This window comes from Colwellia chukchiensis (genome assembly GCF_002104455.1).
GTDB lineage: Bacteria > Pseudomonadota > Gammaproteobacteria > Enterobacterales > Alteromonadaceae > Cognaticolwellia > Cognaticolwellia chukchiensis.
Genome location: NZ_NBOC01000002.1, coordinates 363,980 through 381,773, shown reverse-complemented (window position 1 = coordinate 381,773; position 17,794 = coordinate 363,980). Strand labels below are relative to the sequence as shown.

The following is a 17,794-nucleotide window of genomic DNA, read 5'->3' as shown; positions in this document are numbered from 1 at the left end:
ATTAATCCCGTAATGAATGGCCAGTGAGCTTTAAAAATAAGTCATCTAAATTAGGCGACTTAATGTGCAACCCAGTTAGTGAAATTTTTTTTGCTAGCAATAACGATAAGGTTGCTTCAACATCAGCGGTGGTAATTTCAACTTGTTGCGCATTGATATGCCAACCGTAGTGCTCAACAAGTGCATCAGGTACCTGTATGGCAGGTAAAGAGATAAACACCTCTTGAAAATGTTGGTTTAGTAACTGCCTAGGTGAGCCTCGCGCAATAACCTTACCGTGATCCATAATCAACACATCGTCACATAACTGTTGCGCCTCATCCATATAATGAGTGGTTAACACTACGGTTTTATCACGCGCTTTGATATTTTTAATTAATTGCCAAAAGTTTCGCCTAGCTTGTGGGTCAAGCCCAGTTGTTGGCTCATCTAGAAAAACAATATCAGGATCATTAATTAACGCTAATGCCAGCAATAGGCGTTGGCGTTGACCGCCTGATAGCAGCCGATTATCGCGATTTAAAAATTCACTTAAATCACACAACTCAACCAACTCACTAATGGCAATTGTATGCTGATAAAAAGAGGTAAATAAATTTAACGTTTCTTGTACGCTTAAAAAGTCTTGTAATGCCGTGTGTTGAAACTGAATACCTATTTGCTGTGACATTGCAGCATTAATGGCTTTATCGTAATAATAGACCTGTCCTTCGCTTGCCTTGATTATGCCTTCCATGATTTCAATGGTAGTGGTTTTGCCCGCACCGTTTGGCCCAAGTAAGCCAAAGCAAGTCCCTTTTTTTATGGTAAAGTTAACTCCGTCAACCGCAATGACATCTTTATATTTCTTCGTTAAATTTTCAACGCGAATTACGTCTTGCATGACCAACTCCACAACCTTGCTTAACTGAGTATTCACTAAAATACTAATGCAGGCTTACACCTTACCCTTAACAAGAAACCTAAGTAAATCGAAAGTTATTGTTTTTTTACTTAACCGCTAATTCACCCATAAGATGAAATAACTAAGGCATTGCGTACACCACAAACCTTGCACACCCTAGATGCAAATAATTATCATTTGCAATTAAGTATAATTTTTATTAAAGTGATTTATAGGCTCATTCTACAAGGACAAAATCATGGGATTTAGACAATACAGTGCAGGCGTTAATGGCAATGCTCAGCTTGAAATTCCAGCAAGTTTATTCGCGCAATTAATTCGCTCTGGTGCCTTAACAGGAAACAATGTTAAGTGCTTAGATAACAATGCTCGAAAAACCTTATGGCAGTCACTACTTAACTTAAGTGTCACGTTGCCGCGCACGGAGTCACAGTATGAGTACTAGGCTTAATACTATTGATATCAATGAATTAGAAAAGCGTCTAGTGGCAACTATCGTGAGCTATCGCCAGTGCTATAATCAAGCCTTATTAAGCAAAATATGCGTCATTATTAATGCCATCATGCAACATCAAGATTTTATCGATCTCAGCAAAACACCAGGCAGTTACTATAAAGTGAGGGCTTATTGGTTATCCCAATGTCGCTAGACACTAGGATAAACGCGGCGCCTGGTGGCGACTTATATAGTTGATCAGATGCTGCGTTAAGGCCTTTTTGCCGCTAAAGCCATATTGCTGACAAACCTGCGCAACGCTATGCTTTTGCAATATGCGCGCAATTAGGGGTAATACATCGGGATCAAATGCTGTGGTGCAATGCTTTAGCAACCAGCTATGTAGGCTATAAACACAGCTACTAAACTGTCGCTGCGCTAAAATAAAGTCGCTGACACTGTGCAGCACACTCGGACTAAGCGTTTTGGCTTTTAACGCTTGATTGGCGTTTAGTATTTGCCAAACTAAAGTTGGCGCTAACTGCTTAAACTCATCGGTAAGCCAATGGTCAAATTGCATATAGAAAGCTTCAACGACAGTCGTTTGAAACACTTGTGCATTGTTATCGAGTGCTTTTAGCACTAAACAAGAATGCTCACCACTGGCTTGATCTTTATTAAAACCAAGCCGCGCTACAGCAAAACCTGCTTGTATCCAAAACGACACTAAACTGGCATTAGCCGCAAAGCTCGCACCGATAAAATGACCCGCTTGTGCGCATATATCTTGCTCAATTTGCCTTAAAAAATACTGGCCTAAACCGTTACGCTGCCACTGTGGATGAATAGCAATACGCATTATACGTTGATAGCAATAATTAAAACTATCTTTAGTACCGCAATGAACCAATAACGACTGCGGGATAAATTGATCGCGCAATCGTCGCTGACTAGCCTGAACGCTTTGGATCTGTTTTTCACTCGCCTGCCCTTCTTGCATCAACAATGCCACCCCGAGCACAGCATTTGCGCGTGTTAAAACAAATAACGACACTGCCGAGTTATTTAACAACAACCTTAAATCACTGGGCGATGTTTGGTAATGGGCGGTGACCAGTACTGCAAATATTTGCCGCAGCAGACCTTCATTGTCGAGCAACTTGGCGACATCTAACCGCTGAACACTCACATCGCCAGTGCTTACGCGCGTAGTTTCTAGCTGGTCATAAATCGGCAACTGTGCGTTTAGCAAACAACTATCAAATATAAACTGCTCTAAAGGGTCATCATTGGCCCAGCGAATTGGCTCTTGAATATGTAATTGCCGCCAGTTTGGCCTGAGCTTTTGTAATACACGGCGAAATTGTATGGCAAAACCACGCCCAGCACCTTCATAACCGTGAATCGTGCTGGCAAATATCAAGCGGTGGTAATGGGCTAACAATTGTTGTAATAGATAAACAGGTAACGCAGCTGCCTCATCAACCATAACAATACCGGCTTTAGGGTGCTGCTGTAACAGTGCATCAAACGCATGAAATTCAATGCAACCATTGGCATGTTTGATGCGGTTTTTTTCGTGTTCAATATTGCCTAGTTGCTGTTCAAGTTGAGAATAAAATACTCGTAACGCTTGTTTATTGGCGGCGGTAATAATAATAGTTAATGGTTGCTTAGCGTTAAGTAACATTTGCGTCGCCGCCAGCGCTAAGGCAGTTGATTTTCCTCGGCCGCGATCTGCAGTCAATACTAGCGGTCTATCTCTGTGTCCCGTCAGCACTTTTAACATTGCCTCAACTGCGCACACTTGCTCTTGAGTAACACAGCCATACGGCAACTTTTGCTTGAGCGAAGTGTCGTTGCCAGCGCGTTTTGAACCTGTAAAGCCTTTGCTATCCCCCCCCATTATGGTGGGTAGCTCAATATCTTGTTGACGTATTAAATAACAATGATTGCTTTGTATTTGCCGGTAAAATCGTTGGAAAAAGTAGTCATTACTAAATACTGTATTACTTACTTGCCCCTGTACTTGACTCATTAATAGTAACAACACACCGCCAGCGACTATCGTGCCAGACAACGCCGCAACCGCGTCAATATCAACGTTTTTTTCAGCACCTTCGCCTTGGCTCGATACCTTAAACACCACAGCCTGTTGCTCTGTACCCAAATATTGACGATAGCTTTTGCTATCAACCGCCGTTAATTTTGCGCCAGCATGACCTAGCGTTAGATCACCGTAAACAAGACCTTCTTTATTACTGCTATCATTTGACGATGCCAAAAAGCACTGACGAATGCTGAGTTCAACGTGCGCTACTAGCCAGTTTTCATCTCCTTGCAATACCACTAAATTTCGCCATCGACGGGCTAACGCTTGTTGCTGTAGTTGTTGATACCAGATTGAGTATTGTGTTATCGACATTAACCTTTAACCATTCGCTGTATATCGGGTGAGAGCAAGTAAGACAAGTCTAACAGAGCACTGTACAAAGCTAAATAACTCACCATGAGTATATTTGGCTCATAAAATCAGCAGCTAGCACAAACCGGTAAATATTTTTGTTGAAATGAATATTTAATTAGTTGAAAATCCGCCGCGAGTTGCCTATGTTCAATGAAGAAGTCGTCAATTTATAGCCGCGATATAGCAATTGCTAATCTTTAAATCTCGTGACGATCACATTCGATGCAATATTGGTAATAATTCCCCTGTATATCACATTTGACGAGAATTAAACGGCCACTTAGCCACTACAGACTGGCATTGCAGCAAGCACTGCAATGGCGTAGGTATAAAAATATGACTGATGAATTAATAGACGAAACGCCCCCAGAAGACGAGCCTGATGGTTTCGAGCAAGATTTACCTAAGAGCGAAAAAGCCGCCCATACCTGCGAAGTTAGAAAACGCATCGATGAGTTACTCGAGCGAAAACGCCTAAAAGCCTTACTCGATGACTCTGAAGACTGGGAGCTGTAATTATTAGCTGAATGGAGCAATAAATTGACACAAATAAATGCCAATTTATTGTTAACATTCATCCAATATTACCCTAGGCTTCAGCCCTAAAACTGCTATTATAACCCCCTATATCCGACACTTAATTACCGCCATTATGACATTTATTGAAAAATTGCGTTGCTTATTCACCTTTGGCCAGGGTGTAGCCTTACCTTTACCAGAAATCGACACAAATGCCGATCCTATGGCTTTATTCAAACTCTGGTTTGATGAAGCAAATAAATCCGGTATTTTATTACCTGAAGCTATGTCAGTAAGCAGTGTAAACCAAGCAGGACAGCCCAGTTGCCGTATGGTATTACTCAAAGAATATGATGACGATGGTTTTGTCTTTTATAGCAATTATGGCAGCCGAAAAAGTGCTGAATTAAATGCTAATGCTAAGGTGGCACTGCTGTTTCACTGGAATGTTCTACAACGCCAAATTCGTATTGAAGGCAGTGTAGAAAAAGTCAGTGCTGAGCAGTCAGCAACGTATTTCCACAGCCGTGATCGCGGCAGTCAAATTGGCGCATGGGCATCACGACAAAGCCATACGCTTGAATCAGACACTGAGTTAGCAGCGCGAGTTGATTATTATACCAAAAAATTTGCCGGTAAAGCGGTGCCGTTACCTGAGTTTTGGGGTGGGTGGCGAGTTAAAGCACATTACCTAGAGTTTTGGCAAGGACGTGCAAATCGCTTACATGATAGAGTGTGTTTTGAGCGCACGGATAATGCTTGGCGTAACTTCAAATTGCAACCTTAAACACGGTAAAACAACAATAAAAAAGGCAGCTTAGCTGCCTTTTTTCTGCTTAATTAACCGTTAACCTACCAACGCCAATAAGATGCCCGCCGCTACCGCCGAGCCCAAGACACCGGCAACGTTTGGCCCCATGGCATGCATTAACAAAAAGTTATGAGGGTTGGCTTCTAGCCCTACTTTATTCGCAACACGCGCTGCCATAGGTACAGCTGAAACACCAGCCGCACCGATCAGTGGGTTCACTTTTTCTTTTGAAAGCTTGTTCATCAATTTCGCCATTAATACCCCTGTTGCCGTGCCAATAGAAAATGCCACCGCCCCTAAGGCGAGAATACCTAAGGTTTTTGTATTAAGAAATTGCTCGGCACTTAATTTAGAGCCGACACCTAGGCCTAAAAATATCGTCACAATATTGATCAACTCATTTTGTGCAGTTGAACTTAAACGGTCAACCACGCCACACTCTCGCATTAAGTTACCTAAACAAAACATCCCCACTAACGGCGTGGCGGCTGGCAAGAAAAATATCGTCATTAATAATACGCCAAGAGGAAAAATTACTTTCTCAACTTTCGTAACATGGCGTAATTGCGCCATCTCAATTTTACGTTCCTGCTCTGTGGTTAATGCCCGCATAATTGGGGGTTGTATAATGGGCACCAAAGCCATATAAGAGTATGCTGCAACCGCTATCGCGCCGAGTAAATCTGGCGCTAATTTTGATGCTAAAAATATTGCCGTTGGACCATCAGCACCACCAATAATGGCAATAGCTGAGGCATCTTTCATAGAAAAATCTAAGCCGACAAAGTTAAGTGCGATAGCGCCAAATAAGGTCGCAAAAATACCAAATTGTGCCGCTGCACCTAACAAGAGTGTTTTCGGGTTAGCAATCAGCGCGCCAAAATCCGTCATGGCACCTACCCCCATAAAAATCAATAATGGGAAGATGCCGGTATCAATACCGACATAGTAGATATAGTGTAATAGCCCACCAACTTCAGAAAAGCCGGCAACTGGAATATTGGTTAAAATGGCACCAAAGCCCATAGGCACTAATAATAACGGTTCAAAATTACGGGCTATCGCCAAATAAAGTAAACTACTACCCACCAACATCATGATCACTTGACCTAATTCAAAGTTAGCTAGGCCAGTGGACATCCACAATACTTTTAATGATTCCATCAGTTATCCTATTTCATGCTTAGCAATGTATCACCGACAGCAACAGCGTCACCTTCACGGGTATGAATGGCTGCAATTTCACCTGCGACACTGGCGCGGATTTCAGTTTCCATTTTCATTGCTTCCATGATGATCACAACTTCCCCAGCCGCTACTTCATCCCCTTCATTAACCAAAACCTTAAAAATATTGCCGGCTAATGGTGCCTTTAATGTTTCACCGTTGGCGGTACTTTCCGTGCTAGTCGGCGCAGCAGTGCTCGTTTGAATATTTTCAATGGCGCCGCCGGCAGCAACCACAACATCATAAACTTTGCCGTCAACACTAACCGAATAACTTTCTGGTCCAGTATTGGGACTATTTTTACCTTGTGCTGGTGCGGGGGTTGTATTTGCCGCTGCTTTAGTTGGTGCTGGTTCAAAAGCATCAGGATTATTACGGTTTTCTAAAAATTTCAAGCCAATTTGTGGGAATAACGCATAAGTAAGCACATCGTCTATGCTGTCATTGGCTAGGCTAATATTTTTCTCATCCGCAATTTGCTGTAACTCAACCGTTAACTTATCCATTTCAGGATCAAGTAAATCGGCTGGGCGGCAGGTAATTGCTTCTTTTCCATCGAGTACACGCGCTTGTAAATCTGGGCTAACCTCAGCAGCAGTTTTACCGTATTCACCTTTTAACACCCCGGCAGTTTCCTTGGTGATTGACTTATAGCGCTCACCCGTTAAAACATTCAAAACCGCTTGCGTGCCAACGATTTGCGAGGTTGGTGTCACTAACGGAATATAACCAAGATCTTTTCTCACTTTAGGTATTTCAGTTAATACCTGATCGAGTTTATCTGCAGCACCTTGCTCTTTTAATTGGCTTTCCATATTCGTTAACATGCCACCGGGCACTTGAGCTAATAATATCCGCGCATCTATGCCCTTTAAGCTGCCTTCAAACTGTGCATATTTTTCGCGAACTTCGCGAAAATATGCCGCTACTTCTGCTAACTTAACCATATCTAGACCAGTATCACGCTCAGTGCCCTCTACAATTGACACTACCGTTTCTGTGGGTGAGTGACCATAAGTCATACTCATTGAAGAGATCGCGGTATCAATAACATCAATATCACTGTCAATGGCTTTCATATGTGTGGCAATGCTTAGCCCGGTTGTGGCATGACAATGCAATGCTATGGGTAAAGCGACAGTTTCTTTTAAGCGCCCGATCAACTCTGCCGCGTCATAAGGTTTTAACAAGCCGGCCATGTCTTTAATGCATAAAGAGTGCGCGCCCATATCTTCAAGCTGTTTCGCCATCGTTAACCAACCTTCAAGCGTATGTACTGGGCTTTCGGTATAACTAAGCGTACCTTGGGCATGGGCACCAACTTTTACCGCTGCTTTAATCGAGGTTTGTAGGTTTCTAACATCATTCATGGCATCAAAAATACGAAATACGTCAATACCATTAACATGTGCACGTTCAACAAATTTCTCCACCACATCATCGGCGTAATGGCGGTAACCTAAAATATTTTGTCCGCGAAATAACATTTGTTGCTTAGTTTTTGGCATTGCCTTTTTTAAGGCACGAATACGTTGCCAAGGATCTTCACCTAAATAGCGGATACATGAGTCAAAGGTCGCACCACCCCAGGACTCAATGGACCAAAAACCAATTTCATCCATTTTAGCAGCGATGGGTAGCATATCCTCCAATCGCAAGCGAGTAGCAAGTAACGATTGATGGCCGTCACGTAAAACAACTTCTGTGATTCCTAAGGGCTTGGTCATGATTAAATCCTATTTCTGTGTTGATTGTTGTTGACGATATTGCGAAACAGCAGCAGAAATGGCAGCCACTACTGCTGGATTAATGCTACCGTCTGTTTTGTTATTGTTTTTTTTACTTGTAGGCCGGCTTTTTACTATGGTATCTGGATATTTTTTAGCTAACTTAACTAGTACAACGTTAATAAAAACAATCAGTAAGCCTAAAAAAGCAAAGACAAATATCATACCGGCCAACATTAACGTGCCAGCTTCAAGAAATAGCGCTTGATGATTTTCCATTTCATACTCTCTAGTAGTTTTTATATAATTAGAATAATCACTCCAATGTACAAAAAGCAAACACATTTTCAAAAATGTGTTAAATATAATAATGTCAAGTGATAAATACCGATAAAAAGCGCTAAATTTAATAACATTTCGCTATTTTTGTATAAAAAATAGTATATCAAGCATTTTGTATACATATGAAAAGTCTTTCTTCATAACTATGTTAAGAAGAAAAAACAACACGTTATACTGTATGCAATATTCGATAACATAACCAGTTCGTCAACTTCTTACTAGCTAAAAACTTTGGGCAATATTGAGAATGTTTCGTTAAGGAGGTGCGACATTAAGCGCAATAACTCAGCAATGTGAGTATAGATGAAAAAAAACCAGTCATAAGACTGGTTTTTTCAAGGTGGCGGACGCGGCAGGAGTCGAACCTGCGACCGCCTGGTTCGTAGCCAGGTACTCTATCCAGCTGAGCTACGCGTCCGCAATAAACATATTTATTTTTTATATCTCATATTTAGGAGATAACAAACCTTAATTATCGTCGAGTTCGTCGCTATTTGCGTTAGATAAGTTATCTAGCGCAAATAGCAACTACTAGTCAGTGCTTGAAGGTTAAGCACTTAAATATCAACACTAGCAAGCAGTAGACGAAAAAAAACCAGCCATAAGACTGGTTTCTTCAAGGTGGCGGACGCGGCAGGAGTCGAACCTGCGACCGCCTGGTTCGTAGCCAGGTACTCTATCCAGCTGAGCTACGCGTCCGCGGTCAATCGTTATTTTATATCTTGATTCAAGATAGACAAACATTAAATTACTATTCAATATATGTCACATATTTATTTTTTAATTAGCTTTAATACTAGCTAATCTTTTTTCTTTAGCCACTTAAAGAAAAGTGGCGGACGCGGCAGGAGTCGAACCTGCGACCGCCTGGTTCGTAGCCAGGTACTCTATCCAGCTGAGCTACGCGTCCTAATTTAAACTTATTTTTTATATCTCTAGTTTAATAGATAATGAACTAGCTACTATTTCCTTAGGTAAACGACCTAGTAAATAGTCTTTACGTTCATACGAGCTATTGTAATATCGATGCTCCAACGATGCCAAACAAAAAGAATGGCGGAGAGGGAGGGATTCGAACCCTCGATCCGGGATAAACCAGATACTCCCTTAGCAGGGGAGCGCCTTCGGCCACTCGGCCACCTCTCCAATGGGTGCGAATAATAAGGGATTAAAAAAATAAGTCAAACTTTTTTCGGCATTTATTTCTATTTTTTAACTGTTTGACGAGAATTCAAACAACACGCTCATTTTTCAAACATTCATTGACAAAAAAGTGATAAATAAAATCACAATATATTTAAATGACAAGATCAAAAAAGCCGACTATCGTCGGCTTTTTTAAGTAAAGATACTAATCGAATTTATTGCCTGATGGCTCTGACTCGCCTTTCTCAGATTGTATTCTCATATATATTTCTTCACGATGAACTGATACTTCCTTGGGTGCATTGACACCAATGCGAACTTGGTTTCCTTTTACCCCTAACACTGTCACTGTGACGTCGTCTCCGATCATCAAAGTTTCACCAACTCGACGAGTTAAAATTAACATCTTAATTTCCTTTATGTATAAAAACGAGATCCACTAAATATATATAAGCTAGTCACAAATTAAATTTAGTCTAATTTTTACAAAAGCGCACTAAATATCACAATAAGTTACTAAAATTCATATCGAACATGGCAAGCCTGCACACTTTTGAAGTGAACTGTGAATAAAAAAATAACTTATTTTAAAACTTAGTCGGCATTTGTAGTAATAAGTGTGCATTTTAACAATCTTGTTGAAACAATAAACACTCTATTCGTAGTTTTTTGTAATTATAAGTAAGTTTATTTCAATAAAATGACTTGTTTTTACATTTATTAACACACTGTTTACAAATAGTTCAAATTAGGTATTTAATAGCGCTTAAGCAGACAAGGTATTTTCAAGGTTAATAGTCAGCTAATCTAACCAATCTACTTTTTACTTGCTAAGCAAGTTTGATCACCCTTGATAACGTAAAGCCTAAATTAATTACTATTTCAGGTGCGTAGAGGCCTAAAATAGACAAATAAATATCACTTATCGATAAATTGTTTATAAAAAAGCAGCGTAAACGCTGCTTTTAAATAATACATAGTTTTTCGCGCTCAAGCGCGCCAAAGCATGACTTTAGTTTAACTTATCTTTTAACCAAGTTTCTGCGGCGGTTAGCGCTGCCGCAATGTTTTCTGGTTGACTACCGCCAGCTTGCGCCATATCTGGGCGGCCACCACCTTTGCCGCCAACTTCTTGTGCGGCGATATTAACGAGTTCACCGGCTTTAACTTGTGAAACTAAATCTTTACTCACCCCAGCAATTAAGCTGACTTTATTATCATTGGCAGTTGCGAGTAAAATGATGCCAGAGCTCATTTTATTTTTTAACTCATCAACCATACCGCGCAATGATTTAGCTTCTACACCGTTTAAATTAGCGATCAACACCTTCACACCGGCTATTTCTGCTGCTTGACTGATAAGGTCAGCGCCCGCGTGACTGGCAAGCTTTTGTTTGTATTGAGCTATTTCTTTTTCTAACTGCTTATTGCGTAAGATAACTTGCTCAACTTTACTTGCCACATTGTTTTGGTCAGCCTTAACTAAGGTGGCAATAGCGTTAAGCGTTTGCTCTTGTTGCGCTAAGTAGTTTAGTGCCGCGATGCCAGTAACGGCCTCAATTCGGCGCACACCTGCAGCGATACCTGACTCTGCCACTATCTTAAATAAACCAATATCGCCCGTTCTTTCAACATGGACACCACCACAAAGCTCAGTGGAAAAATCACCTAAGGTTACAACGCGCACTTCATCGTCATATTTCTCACCAAATAAAGCCATTGCGCCCTTTGCTTTAGCTTCGTCAATTGCCATTAAGCTAGTTTCGCGCGCTAAATTACAGCGAATTTGTTCATTCACCATGTTTTCAATGGTGCTTAATTCTTCTGCTGTTACAGCTTCAAAGTGCGAGAAATCAAAACGGAGCTTTTCAGCGTCACATAATGAGCCTTTTTGCGTCACATGCTCACCTAAAACTTTACGCAAGGTAGCGTGAAGTATATGGGTAGCCGTATGGTTTTTAACGATTGCCGCACGACGTTCGGTATTGATTTGTGCTTTAACACTCTGGTTGAGGCCAATGTCATGATGAGCAATACCTTGATGGGCAAAAGCATTACCTAATTTAAAGGTGTCTGTAACTTCAAATTTACCGTCACCAATAAATAGCACTCCGCTATCACCCACTTGACCACCCGACTCAGCATAAAAAGGCGTTTTATCTAACACCACTATGCCACTGTCACCGGCATTTAACTGGGTAACTGAGGACTCACTGTTAAAAAGCTCAATAACTGTCGCTGTCATATCACTTTGGGTATAGCCGTTAAATTCCGTATGATGTGCTGATTTTAACGCTTCATTGTAATCTGTACCAAATTGACTCGCTTTCTGGGCGCGTGTACGTTGCTCAGCCATCGCGGCATCAAAGCCGTCATGATCTATTTTAATATCGCGCTCACGGGCAATATCGGCGGTTAAATCGGCTGGAAAACCATACGTATCATACAATTTAAAAACGTCAGCACCGGCGATGGTATCCCCTTTAAGCGTAGCGAGAATGTCTTCTAATAGCGTCATCCCCCGATCAAGTGTACGGCCAAATTGTTCTTCTTCAATGCGTAAGATTTTGGCAATCGTTTCCTGTTGCTGGACCAATTCTGGGTACGCTTGCCCCATTTGCTCGGCGAGAGAGGCTACCAATTTGTGAAAGAAGAATGACTTGGCTTCTAATTTGTGGCCATGGCGAACAGCGCGGCGAATGATGCGGCGCAACACATATCCGCGCCCTTCATTTGACGGCATAACACCATCAGTGATCAAAAAGCTACATGAGCGGATATGATCGGCAATAACACGCAACGACTTATGTTCTAAATCATCACACGCAAGCAATTTAGCGGTATCGCGTATCAATGCTTGGAAGATGTCTATCTCATAGTTGCTGTGTACTCCTTGCATTATCGCCGAAATACGCTCTAACCCCATTCCTGTATCTACTGACGGTTTGGGTAAGTTTTCCATGGTGCCGTCAGCGTGACGGTTATATTGCATAAAAACTAAATTCCAAATCTCGATAAAGCGATCACCATCTTCATCGGCAGAGCCAGGCGGTCCACCGAAAATATCTTCACCGTGATCATAGAATATTTCTGAGCATGGGCCGCAAGGGCCGGTATCACCCATCGACCAAAAGTTATCCGATTCATACTTTTTATCCGCTGACTTATCACCAATACGGATAATTTTTTCTGCTGGTACACCTATGTTATTTAACCAATAATTATACGCTTCATCATCACTTTCGTAGACGGTCACCAAAAGCTTTTCTTTTGGTAAAGCTAAAACTGTTGTTAAAAACTCCCACGCATAAGTAATGGCTTCTTCTTTAAAGTAATCACCAAAACTAAAATTGCCGAGCATTTCAAAAAAAGTATGATGACGCGCGGTATAGCCAACATTTTCTAAGTCATTATGTTTGCCGCCGGCACGCACACAGCGTTGTGAGGAAGTCGCGCGACTATAGCTGCGCTTGTCAGTACCAAGGAAAACATCCTTAAAAGGCACCATGCCAGCGTTTGTGAATAATAAAGTTGCATCATTACCTGGCACAAGCGAGCTACTCGCTACGATTTGGTGCTGTTTAGCTGCATAAAAATCTAAAAATGCCTGACGCAATTGGGCACTAGTCTCAATCATTTGAATTTCCAACTTTTCGAAAAATTAATTCTGTTTACGCGTGTAATAGTGTCATGATCTCATCTAATGAGAAACCACGCTGTTGCATAAAGCGCAATCTTTTTGCTTTATCTTTTTGATCTTTTATCAGGGACGCACCAAAGCGCTTATTATACGCAAGCTCTGCTTGAAGATACCAATCTATTTGATAATTTCTTGCTAATTCTTGGGCAATATTTTCACTAACGCCCTTTTGCACTAATTCATTTTTTATATAGGTGTAACCATAACCTTTCTCGACTCGGCGCCGAAACACGCTGTCGGCAAAGCGCTTATCATTCACATAGTTTCTGGCTATCAGGTCGTCTAAAACAACGTTTATTTCATCACTTGAATAGTCACGCAAGCGCAGTTTTTGCGCTAACTCGTAATATGAATGCTCTCGACGAGATATTAACGCCATCGCTGTTTTTAAAAGTGCTTTATTCAATGATAAAAGGCTCTAAATGTTTTGATTAACTTAGTATAATTTTGCGCAACATTTTACCTGTTATTGGCCCGCAAACAACCACAGTAAACTTTTTGTTGTTTTCATAACAGGTAAAAAGATTGTAATCAGGGTGATAAGTTTTTACATTATGTTAATGATCGCGCAAACTAAAGTTAACGTGCGGCGATAAACAAAAGCAATAGTAGTACTCAAAAGCTAGTATTTGCTCTTAATAAAAAACAGGGACCTGTATGACGGGACAAATTAACAACATGCGTTTAATTTTGGTTATTTTATTTAGCTCACTATTTTTACAAGCTTGCGGCGGCTCAGATGAAAAGGCGCCAGTATATAGTGTCAGTACATCCATATCATCGGTAGCCTTTACCAATGAGTTTTTACAGCAAGAAACTCACAGCATTAGCATTGAGGTAAATTTTGATGGTAATGGCTTATTACTCGGCTTTGCACCCACAGCAAATCCCGTCAGTTGGCTTGAGTATCGTGTTGAAAACTTAACCGACAACTCGGCCACTATTCATATTGATGTGGTGAATGCTCATCGAGTAGCTCCCGATCTCTACGCGACTACCTTAAGGCTATCAAGCGGCGATACAACAACCACAAACCTTGCCCATGCCGATATAAACGTTTCATTATTGGTTTGGCAGATGCTCAGTTTTGCGGATACTTATGGTGTCGACAGTATAGCTAGCAAGTCAATTCAATTAAGTGCTAGCGAAGATAATTTAACGTTAACAAGTTCGGTTCCTTGGCTTAATGTTGAAAAAAGCTTTGCTGATGGCGTTACCACAATATTAGCAACCCCTAAACTCAGTGACTTAACTAGTGCCGGCTTGTACGCTGGTACTATCGACATCACAAGCCCATTAGGAACTACCAGTTACCCTGTTGAATTAGCGTTAGATAATATTCATTTATTTGCCGATAGCGCCACGATTGCCTTAGCTGAAACCGCGAACATTAGTAACAAACAAACCACCATCCATATCAATTCAAACAGTGTTTTACCTTGGGGTTGGCAAGCAAGCACCGACGCTAATTGGTTAACCTTAACGCCAAGCCCTGAAACCAATCAATTAACTATCCTTGTCGATAGTACCAATTTAGCCAATAATAGTACTAGCCTAGCCAGTATATCCATTACACCAAATCAACAAACCACGGCGATTGGCGACACCATAAACGTTAGTTTTTATAAGTCAGATAAGGTAACTGAAAACACCACACTTGAGCTTGACGTCAATAATAATGGCATAGTGATCGACCCCTTATTACCACAATATTATGTCGCAACAAGCAATGAACTTCGCAGTTATCACTTATACAGTAATGAATTACTCTCTACTACGGTGATCGCACCAGAAGAAACCCTGTTAGAACAACTAATTATTCACCCTGACGCGAGCATGCTGTTAGCAAAAGCCGTTGAAACTAAGGTTGTTGATGAAGATACCAATGAAATAATTACCCATAGGTACCAAATAGATTTAGCCGATATGAGCGTTGTTGAATTAGACGACGTAAATATCAATAGCGAACCCGTGAAGTTCATCCGAATTGACGGTCGTTACTTTGTCACCACGTCAATCTTAGAATATGCTGACCAAAACCTTAACCGGCTAGGGTTTAATAATGCCAACGCCTTTTTGGCCCGTGCGTTTAATGTTGCTGAGCAAACACAAAATTTATTTGCCCTTGATATCAGCACGCCTGAAGAACAGATGTCAATCAAACGCATAAAAGCTAAGGTTAATGATTTTGGCCGTATTCCTATCACTACTGAAATTAGCCACAGTTATCGTCCTGAGCTGTTAGCAGAAACCGATCAAATTAGTGATTTTTTTGTAACTGCTGATGAAAAAGATATTTACGCAATAAGCCCAACTAGCCAGTGGATAAGTTTTAATGGTGACACCTTTACTGATAATGGCGTGCTAACTAGCGATGAAGCAATCACTAATTTAGCGCTCGCTTATAGTAAAAACGATCGCCCGCATTATGTTAGGTTTGAGGCTGAGCAAGGTTTCAAGATTGACGTTTATAATCAACAACAAACCATTGCTAATAGCATTGATTTAGGCACTAAACAGCCAAGTCAATTACTGATTGCCAATGGTGATAGTCGAGCGTTATTACCATCAGCGGCCGCTAACAGCATCGATGTTATTACCTTAAGTCAATTTAGCAGCTCAGCAGATACCTTATTATTTAGCAGTAATTTTGGTGACACTAATATCCCACAACAAGAGCTGATACTCGCAAATATTGGTGCAGGATGGCAGGCAACAGCAAGTGCACCTTGGTTAATACTAACAACACAAAGTGATGAAAATGGCGAGTCAATACTAATAGATATTGATGAAAGTTTAATCACCGGCTGGGGCTTAATGACCGCAAGTATCACCATTTTTGACCCAGAAAGTGGCACAACAAAAGTGATCACGGTTGAGCTAGCCATAGATGCAATTAGGTTAAGCAGTAATTACCCTGCGCTTGCTTTCAATAGCTTAGCCACTGAACAAACACTAACCCATACGGTGAATATATTATCAAACAGTGAAAGTAACATTGCCTGGCAAGCCAACACTGACGTCAATTGGTTATCTTTAGCTGCCGATGCCGACAATAACACTTTAACCATAACCGGCGTGCCCGCTAATATCCCAACAGATGGCTTACATACTGCAGTTATCACACTGTCATCGATTGACGCAGATGCAGCGCTATCAGGCAGCATTAATGTTACTTTCAATAAAGGTGCCGATGATAGTACCGACATTGATATTTCAGATATTAGCTATAATAACGCCGGCATAGTACTCGACCCCATGAGGCCTTATGTTTACATTGCTAGCGGTGACAAACTCAACACTTATCATGTCATTACCGGCGCCTTAGTCAATTCGACCGCATCACCGTTAGCCAATGTTGATTTAACGCATTTAGTTATTCACCCTGATGGCTCAATGTTATTAGCCTCAAATAGCGAGAGCTATTTCGATGAAGACGGTAATGAGCAAAGCCGAGTTAATCATTATCAATTTGACTTAAGCACTTACCAGTTTAATCAAATTGACAGTGATCTTATCACGATTGAATATCGTCCTATCATGATCAAAATGGTTGCAGGTGCGCCAGTAGTGATCACCCAAACTCTGGAATTTGCTGACCTTAACTTAGTGCGTCAATATTGGGATCGAGAAAATACTTTTTTCGCCTCGACTATCGCCCAAGCAAGCAACACCGACCTAGTAATGGCCTTGAACCCTTCAACAACCTCACTCGAGCGCTTTAAGTTAACTTATAATGCTTATGCAAGTGATATGGTCACCGCTATTAAACAGCCTAGCTACGTCAATAGCGCGTTTACTAACTTAGCAGCATTTGCTTTAAGTGCTAATGGTTTGACCATTTATACCGCTAATAGTGTAAGTGAATGGGCGGTGTTTGATGGCAGCAACTACACTGATAATGGCCTTCTGCATGGCAATGCAAATGTGCAAACGTTTAATACCACCATAGATACAAGTGACAATAGCTATTACTACCGTTTTGATCCGAATCAAGGGCTTACTTACAGTAAATATAATGGAGCGCAAGTCGAGCTTTGGTCTGAGGTCATTGCCAGTGGTTCAGCAGAAAGTTACCTCATGCCTGATTTTCAGCGACTGCTAATTTATGACGCAGCGACAGCGACGTTAAGTTTACGTTCCCACCCCTAACCCCGAGTAGCTAATAAAACAAACTACACTCCTGCATAAAAAACCGCAATCGCAATAATGCGGTTTTTTTTATGCTTAATGACCTAGCTCCAACGCCTTTAACACTGGCGATTTAAAGCAAATAAAAACAATTTCAATCAGAGTTATCACCAGTAATTTCATCAACATACTGGCTAATCATTAAGGCTTAACTATACTGAATAAAATTACTTAATTGTTTACGAGCTATAGGTAAATTCTGCGGCTAAATACATACTCAAGCAGCGATTAGTATTTTTTGAGAAACAGAGCTAAGTCAGTACTTAACTTTTTTGATTTTTTTAACTTTTTTTGATTGAAATCAATAGACCATGCTGATATATT

General features: G+C 41.0%; 13 protein-coding genes and 4 tRNA genes. 5 read left to right on the top strand and 12 right to left on the bottom strand.

Annotation, left to right across the window (positions count from 1 at the left end):
* Position 1 precedes the first annotated feature (1 nt).
* Positions 2–883 carry an ABC transporter ATP-binding protein gene (locus tag B6K83_RS05195; protein WP_085283920.1) on the bottom strand — a complete coding sequence of 294 codons (882 nt, stop codon included), beginning with the start codon at positions 881–883 and terminating at the stop codon, positions 2–4.
* A 259-nt stretch (positions 884–1,142) separates the two neighbouring features.
* Between B6K83_RS05195 and B6K83_RS05190 the strand changes: the two genes are divergently transcribed.
* Positions 1,143–1,349 (top strand): hypothetical protein, encoded by a 207-nt coding sequence (locus B6K83_RS05190; RefSeq protein ID WP_085283893.1) that lies wholly within the window; start codon positions 1,143–1,145, stop codon positions 1,347–1,349.
* The gene (locus tag B6K83_RS05185; protein ID WP_085283892.1) at positions 1,339–1,554 is read left to right on the top strand and encodes a hypothetical protein; all 216 of its coding nucleotides are present in this window, start codon (positions 1,339–1,341) and stop codon (positions 1,552–1,554) included. The genes B6K83_RS05190 and B6K83_RS05185 overlap by 11 nt, the downstream gene beginning before the upstream one ends.
* 3 nt (positions 1,555–1,557) lie before the next feature.
* Here the strand turns inward: B6K83_RS05185 and B6K83_RS05180 are convergent, their stop codons facing one another.
* Complete coding sequence (locus tag B6K83_RS05180) at positions 1,558–3,765, bottom strand: GNAT family N-acetyltransferase (protein ID WP_085283891.1); 2,208 nt, start codon at positions 3,763–3,765, stop codon at positions 1,558–1,560.
* A 378-nt stretch (positions 3,766–4,143) separates the two neighbouring features.
* Between B6K83_RS05180 and B6K83_RS05175 the strand changes: the two genes are divergently transcribed.
* Together B6K83_RS05175 and pdxH are read left to right on the top strand one after the other, a co-directional pair.
* Positions 4,144–4,323 (top strand): PA3496 family putative envelope integrity protein, encoded by a 180-nt coding sequence (locus B6K83_RS05175; protein ID WP_085283890.1) that lies wholly within the window; start codon positions 4,144–4,146, stop codon positions 4,321–4,323.
* A gap of 136 nt (positions 4,324–4,459) precedes the next feature.
* Entirely contained in the window at positions 4,460–5,113 is a 654-nt protein-coding gene (pdxH, locus tag B6K83_RS05170) for a pyridoxamine 5'-phosphate oxidase (RefSeq protein WP_085283889.1), read from the top strand.
* A gap of 60 nt (positions 5,114–5,173) precedes the next feature.
* Here pdxH and B6K83_RS05165 read toward each other — a convergent pair whose 3' ends face one another.
* From B6K83_RS05165 to B6K83_RS05120, 10 genes are all read right to left on the bottom strand, one after another.
* Positions 5,174–6,301: a sodium ion-translocating decarboxylase subunit beta gene (locus tag B6K83_RS05165; RefSeq protein WP_085283888.1), complete on the bottom strand. Its 1,128-nt coding sequence runs from the start codon at positions 6,299–6,301 to the stop codon at positions 5,174–5,176.
* Positions 6,302–6,309: 8 nt separating this feature from the next.
* Positions 6,310–8,091: a sodium-extruding oxaloacetate decarboxylase subunit alpha gene (gene oadA, locus B6K83_RS05160; protein ID WP_085283887.1), complete on the bottom strand. Its 1,782-nt coding sequence runs from the start codon at positions 8,089–8,091 to the stop codon at positions 6,310–6,312.
* A 9-nt stretch (positions 8,092–8,100) separates the two neighbouring features.
* On the bottom strand, positions 8,101–8,370 hold the full coding sequence (locus B6K83_RS05155) for an OadG family protein (RefSeq protein WP_085283886.1): 270 nt from the start codon (positions 8,368–8,370) through the stop codon (positions 8,101–8,103).
* 404 nt (positions 8,371–8,774) lie between these two features.
* A tRNA-Arg gene (locus B6K83_RS05150) sits at positions 8,775–8,851 on the bottom strand.
* Between the two features lie 204 nt (positions 8,852–9,055).
* Positions 9,056–9,132 (bottom strand) — tRNA-Arg (locus B6K83_RS05145).
* 134 nt (positions 9,133–9,266) lie between these two features.
* A tRNA-Arg gene (locus tag B6K83_RS05140) sits at positions 9,267–9,343 on the bottom strand.
* 144 nt (positions 9,344–9,487) lie between these two features.
* Positions 9,488–9,579, bottom strand: a tRNA-Ser gene (locus B6K83_RS05135).
* Positions 9,580–9,784: 205 nt separating this feature from the next.
* Complete coding sequence (gene csrA, locus B6K83_RS05130; RefSeq protein ID WP_085283885.1) at positions 9,785–9,985, bottom strand: carbon storage regulator CsrA; 201 nt, start codon at positions 9,983–9,985, stop codon at positions 9,785–9,787.
* 606 nt (positions 9,986–10,591) lie between these two features.
* Positions 10,592–13,216: an alanine--tRNA ligase gene (gene alaS / locus B6K83_RS05125; protein ID WP_085283884.1), complete on the bottom strand. Its 2,625-nt coding sequence runs from the start codon at positions 13,214–13,216 to the stop codon at positions 10,592–10,594.
* A gap of 34 nt (positions 13,217–13,250) precedes the next feature.
* Positions 13,251–13,685, bottom strand: coding sequence for a regulatory protein RecX (locus tag B6K83_RS05120; protein WP_085283883.1), 435 nt, complete (start codon positions 13,683–13,685; stop codon positions 13,251–13,253).
* Between the two features lie 251 nt (positions 13,686–13,936).
* On the opposite strand from B6K83_RS05120, the gene B6K83_RS05115 reads away from it, so the two are divergent.
* The gene (locus B6K83_RS05115; RefSeq protein WP_085283882.1) at positions 13,937–17,431 is read left to right on the top strand and encodes a hypothetical protein; all 3,495 of its coding nucleotides are present in this window, start codon (positions 13,937–13,939) and stop codon (positions 17,429–17,431) included.
* The last annotated feature ends 363 nt before the right edge of the window (positions 17,432–17,794 follow it).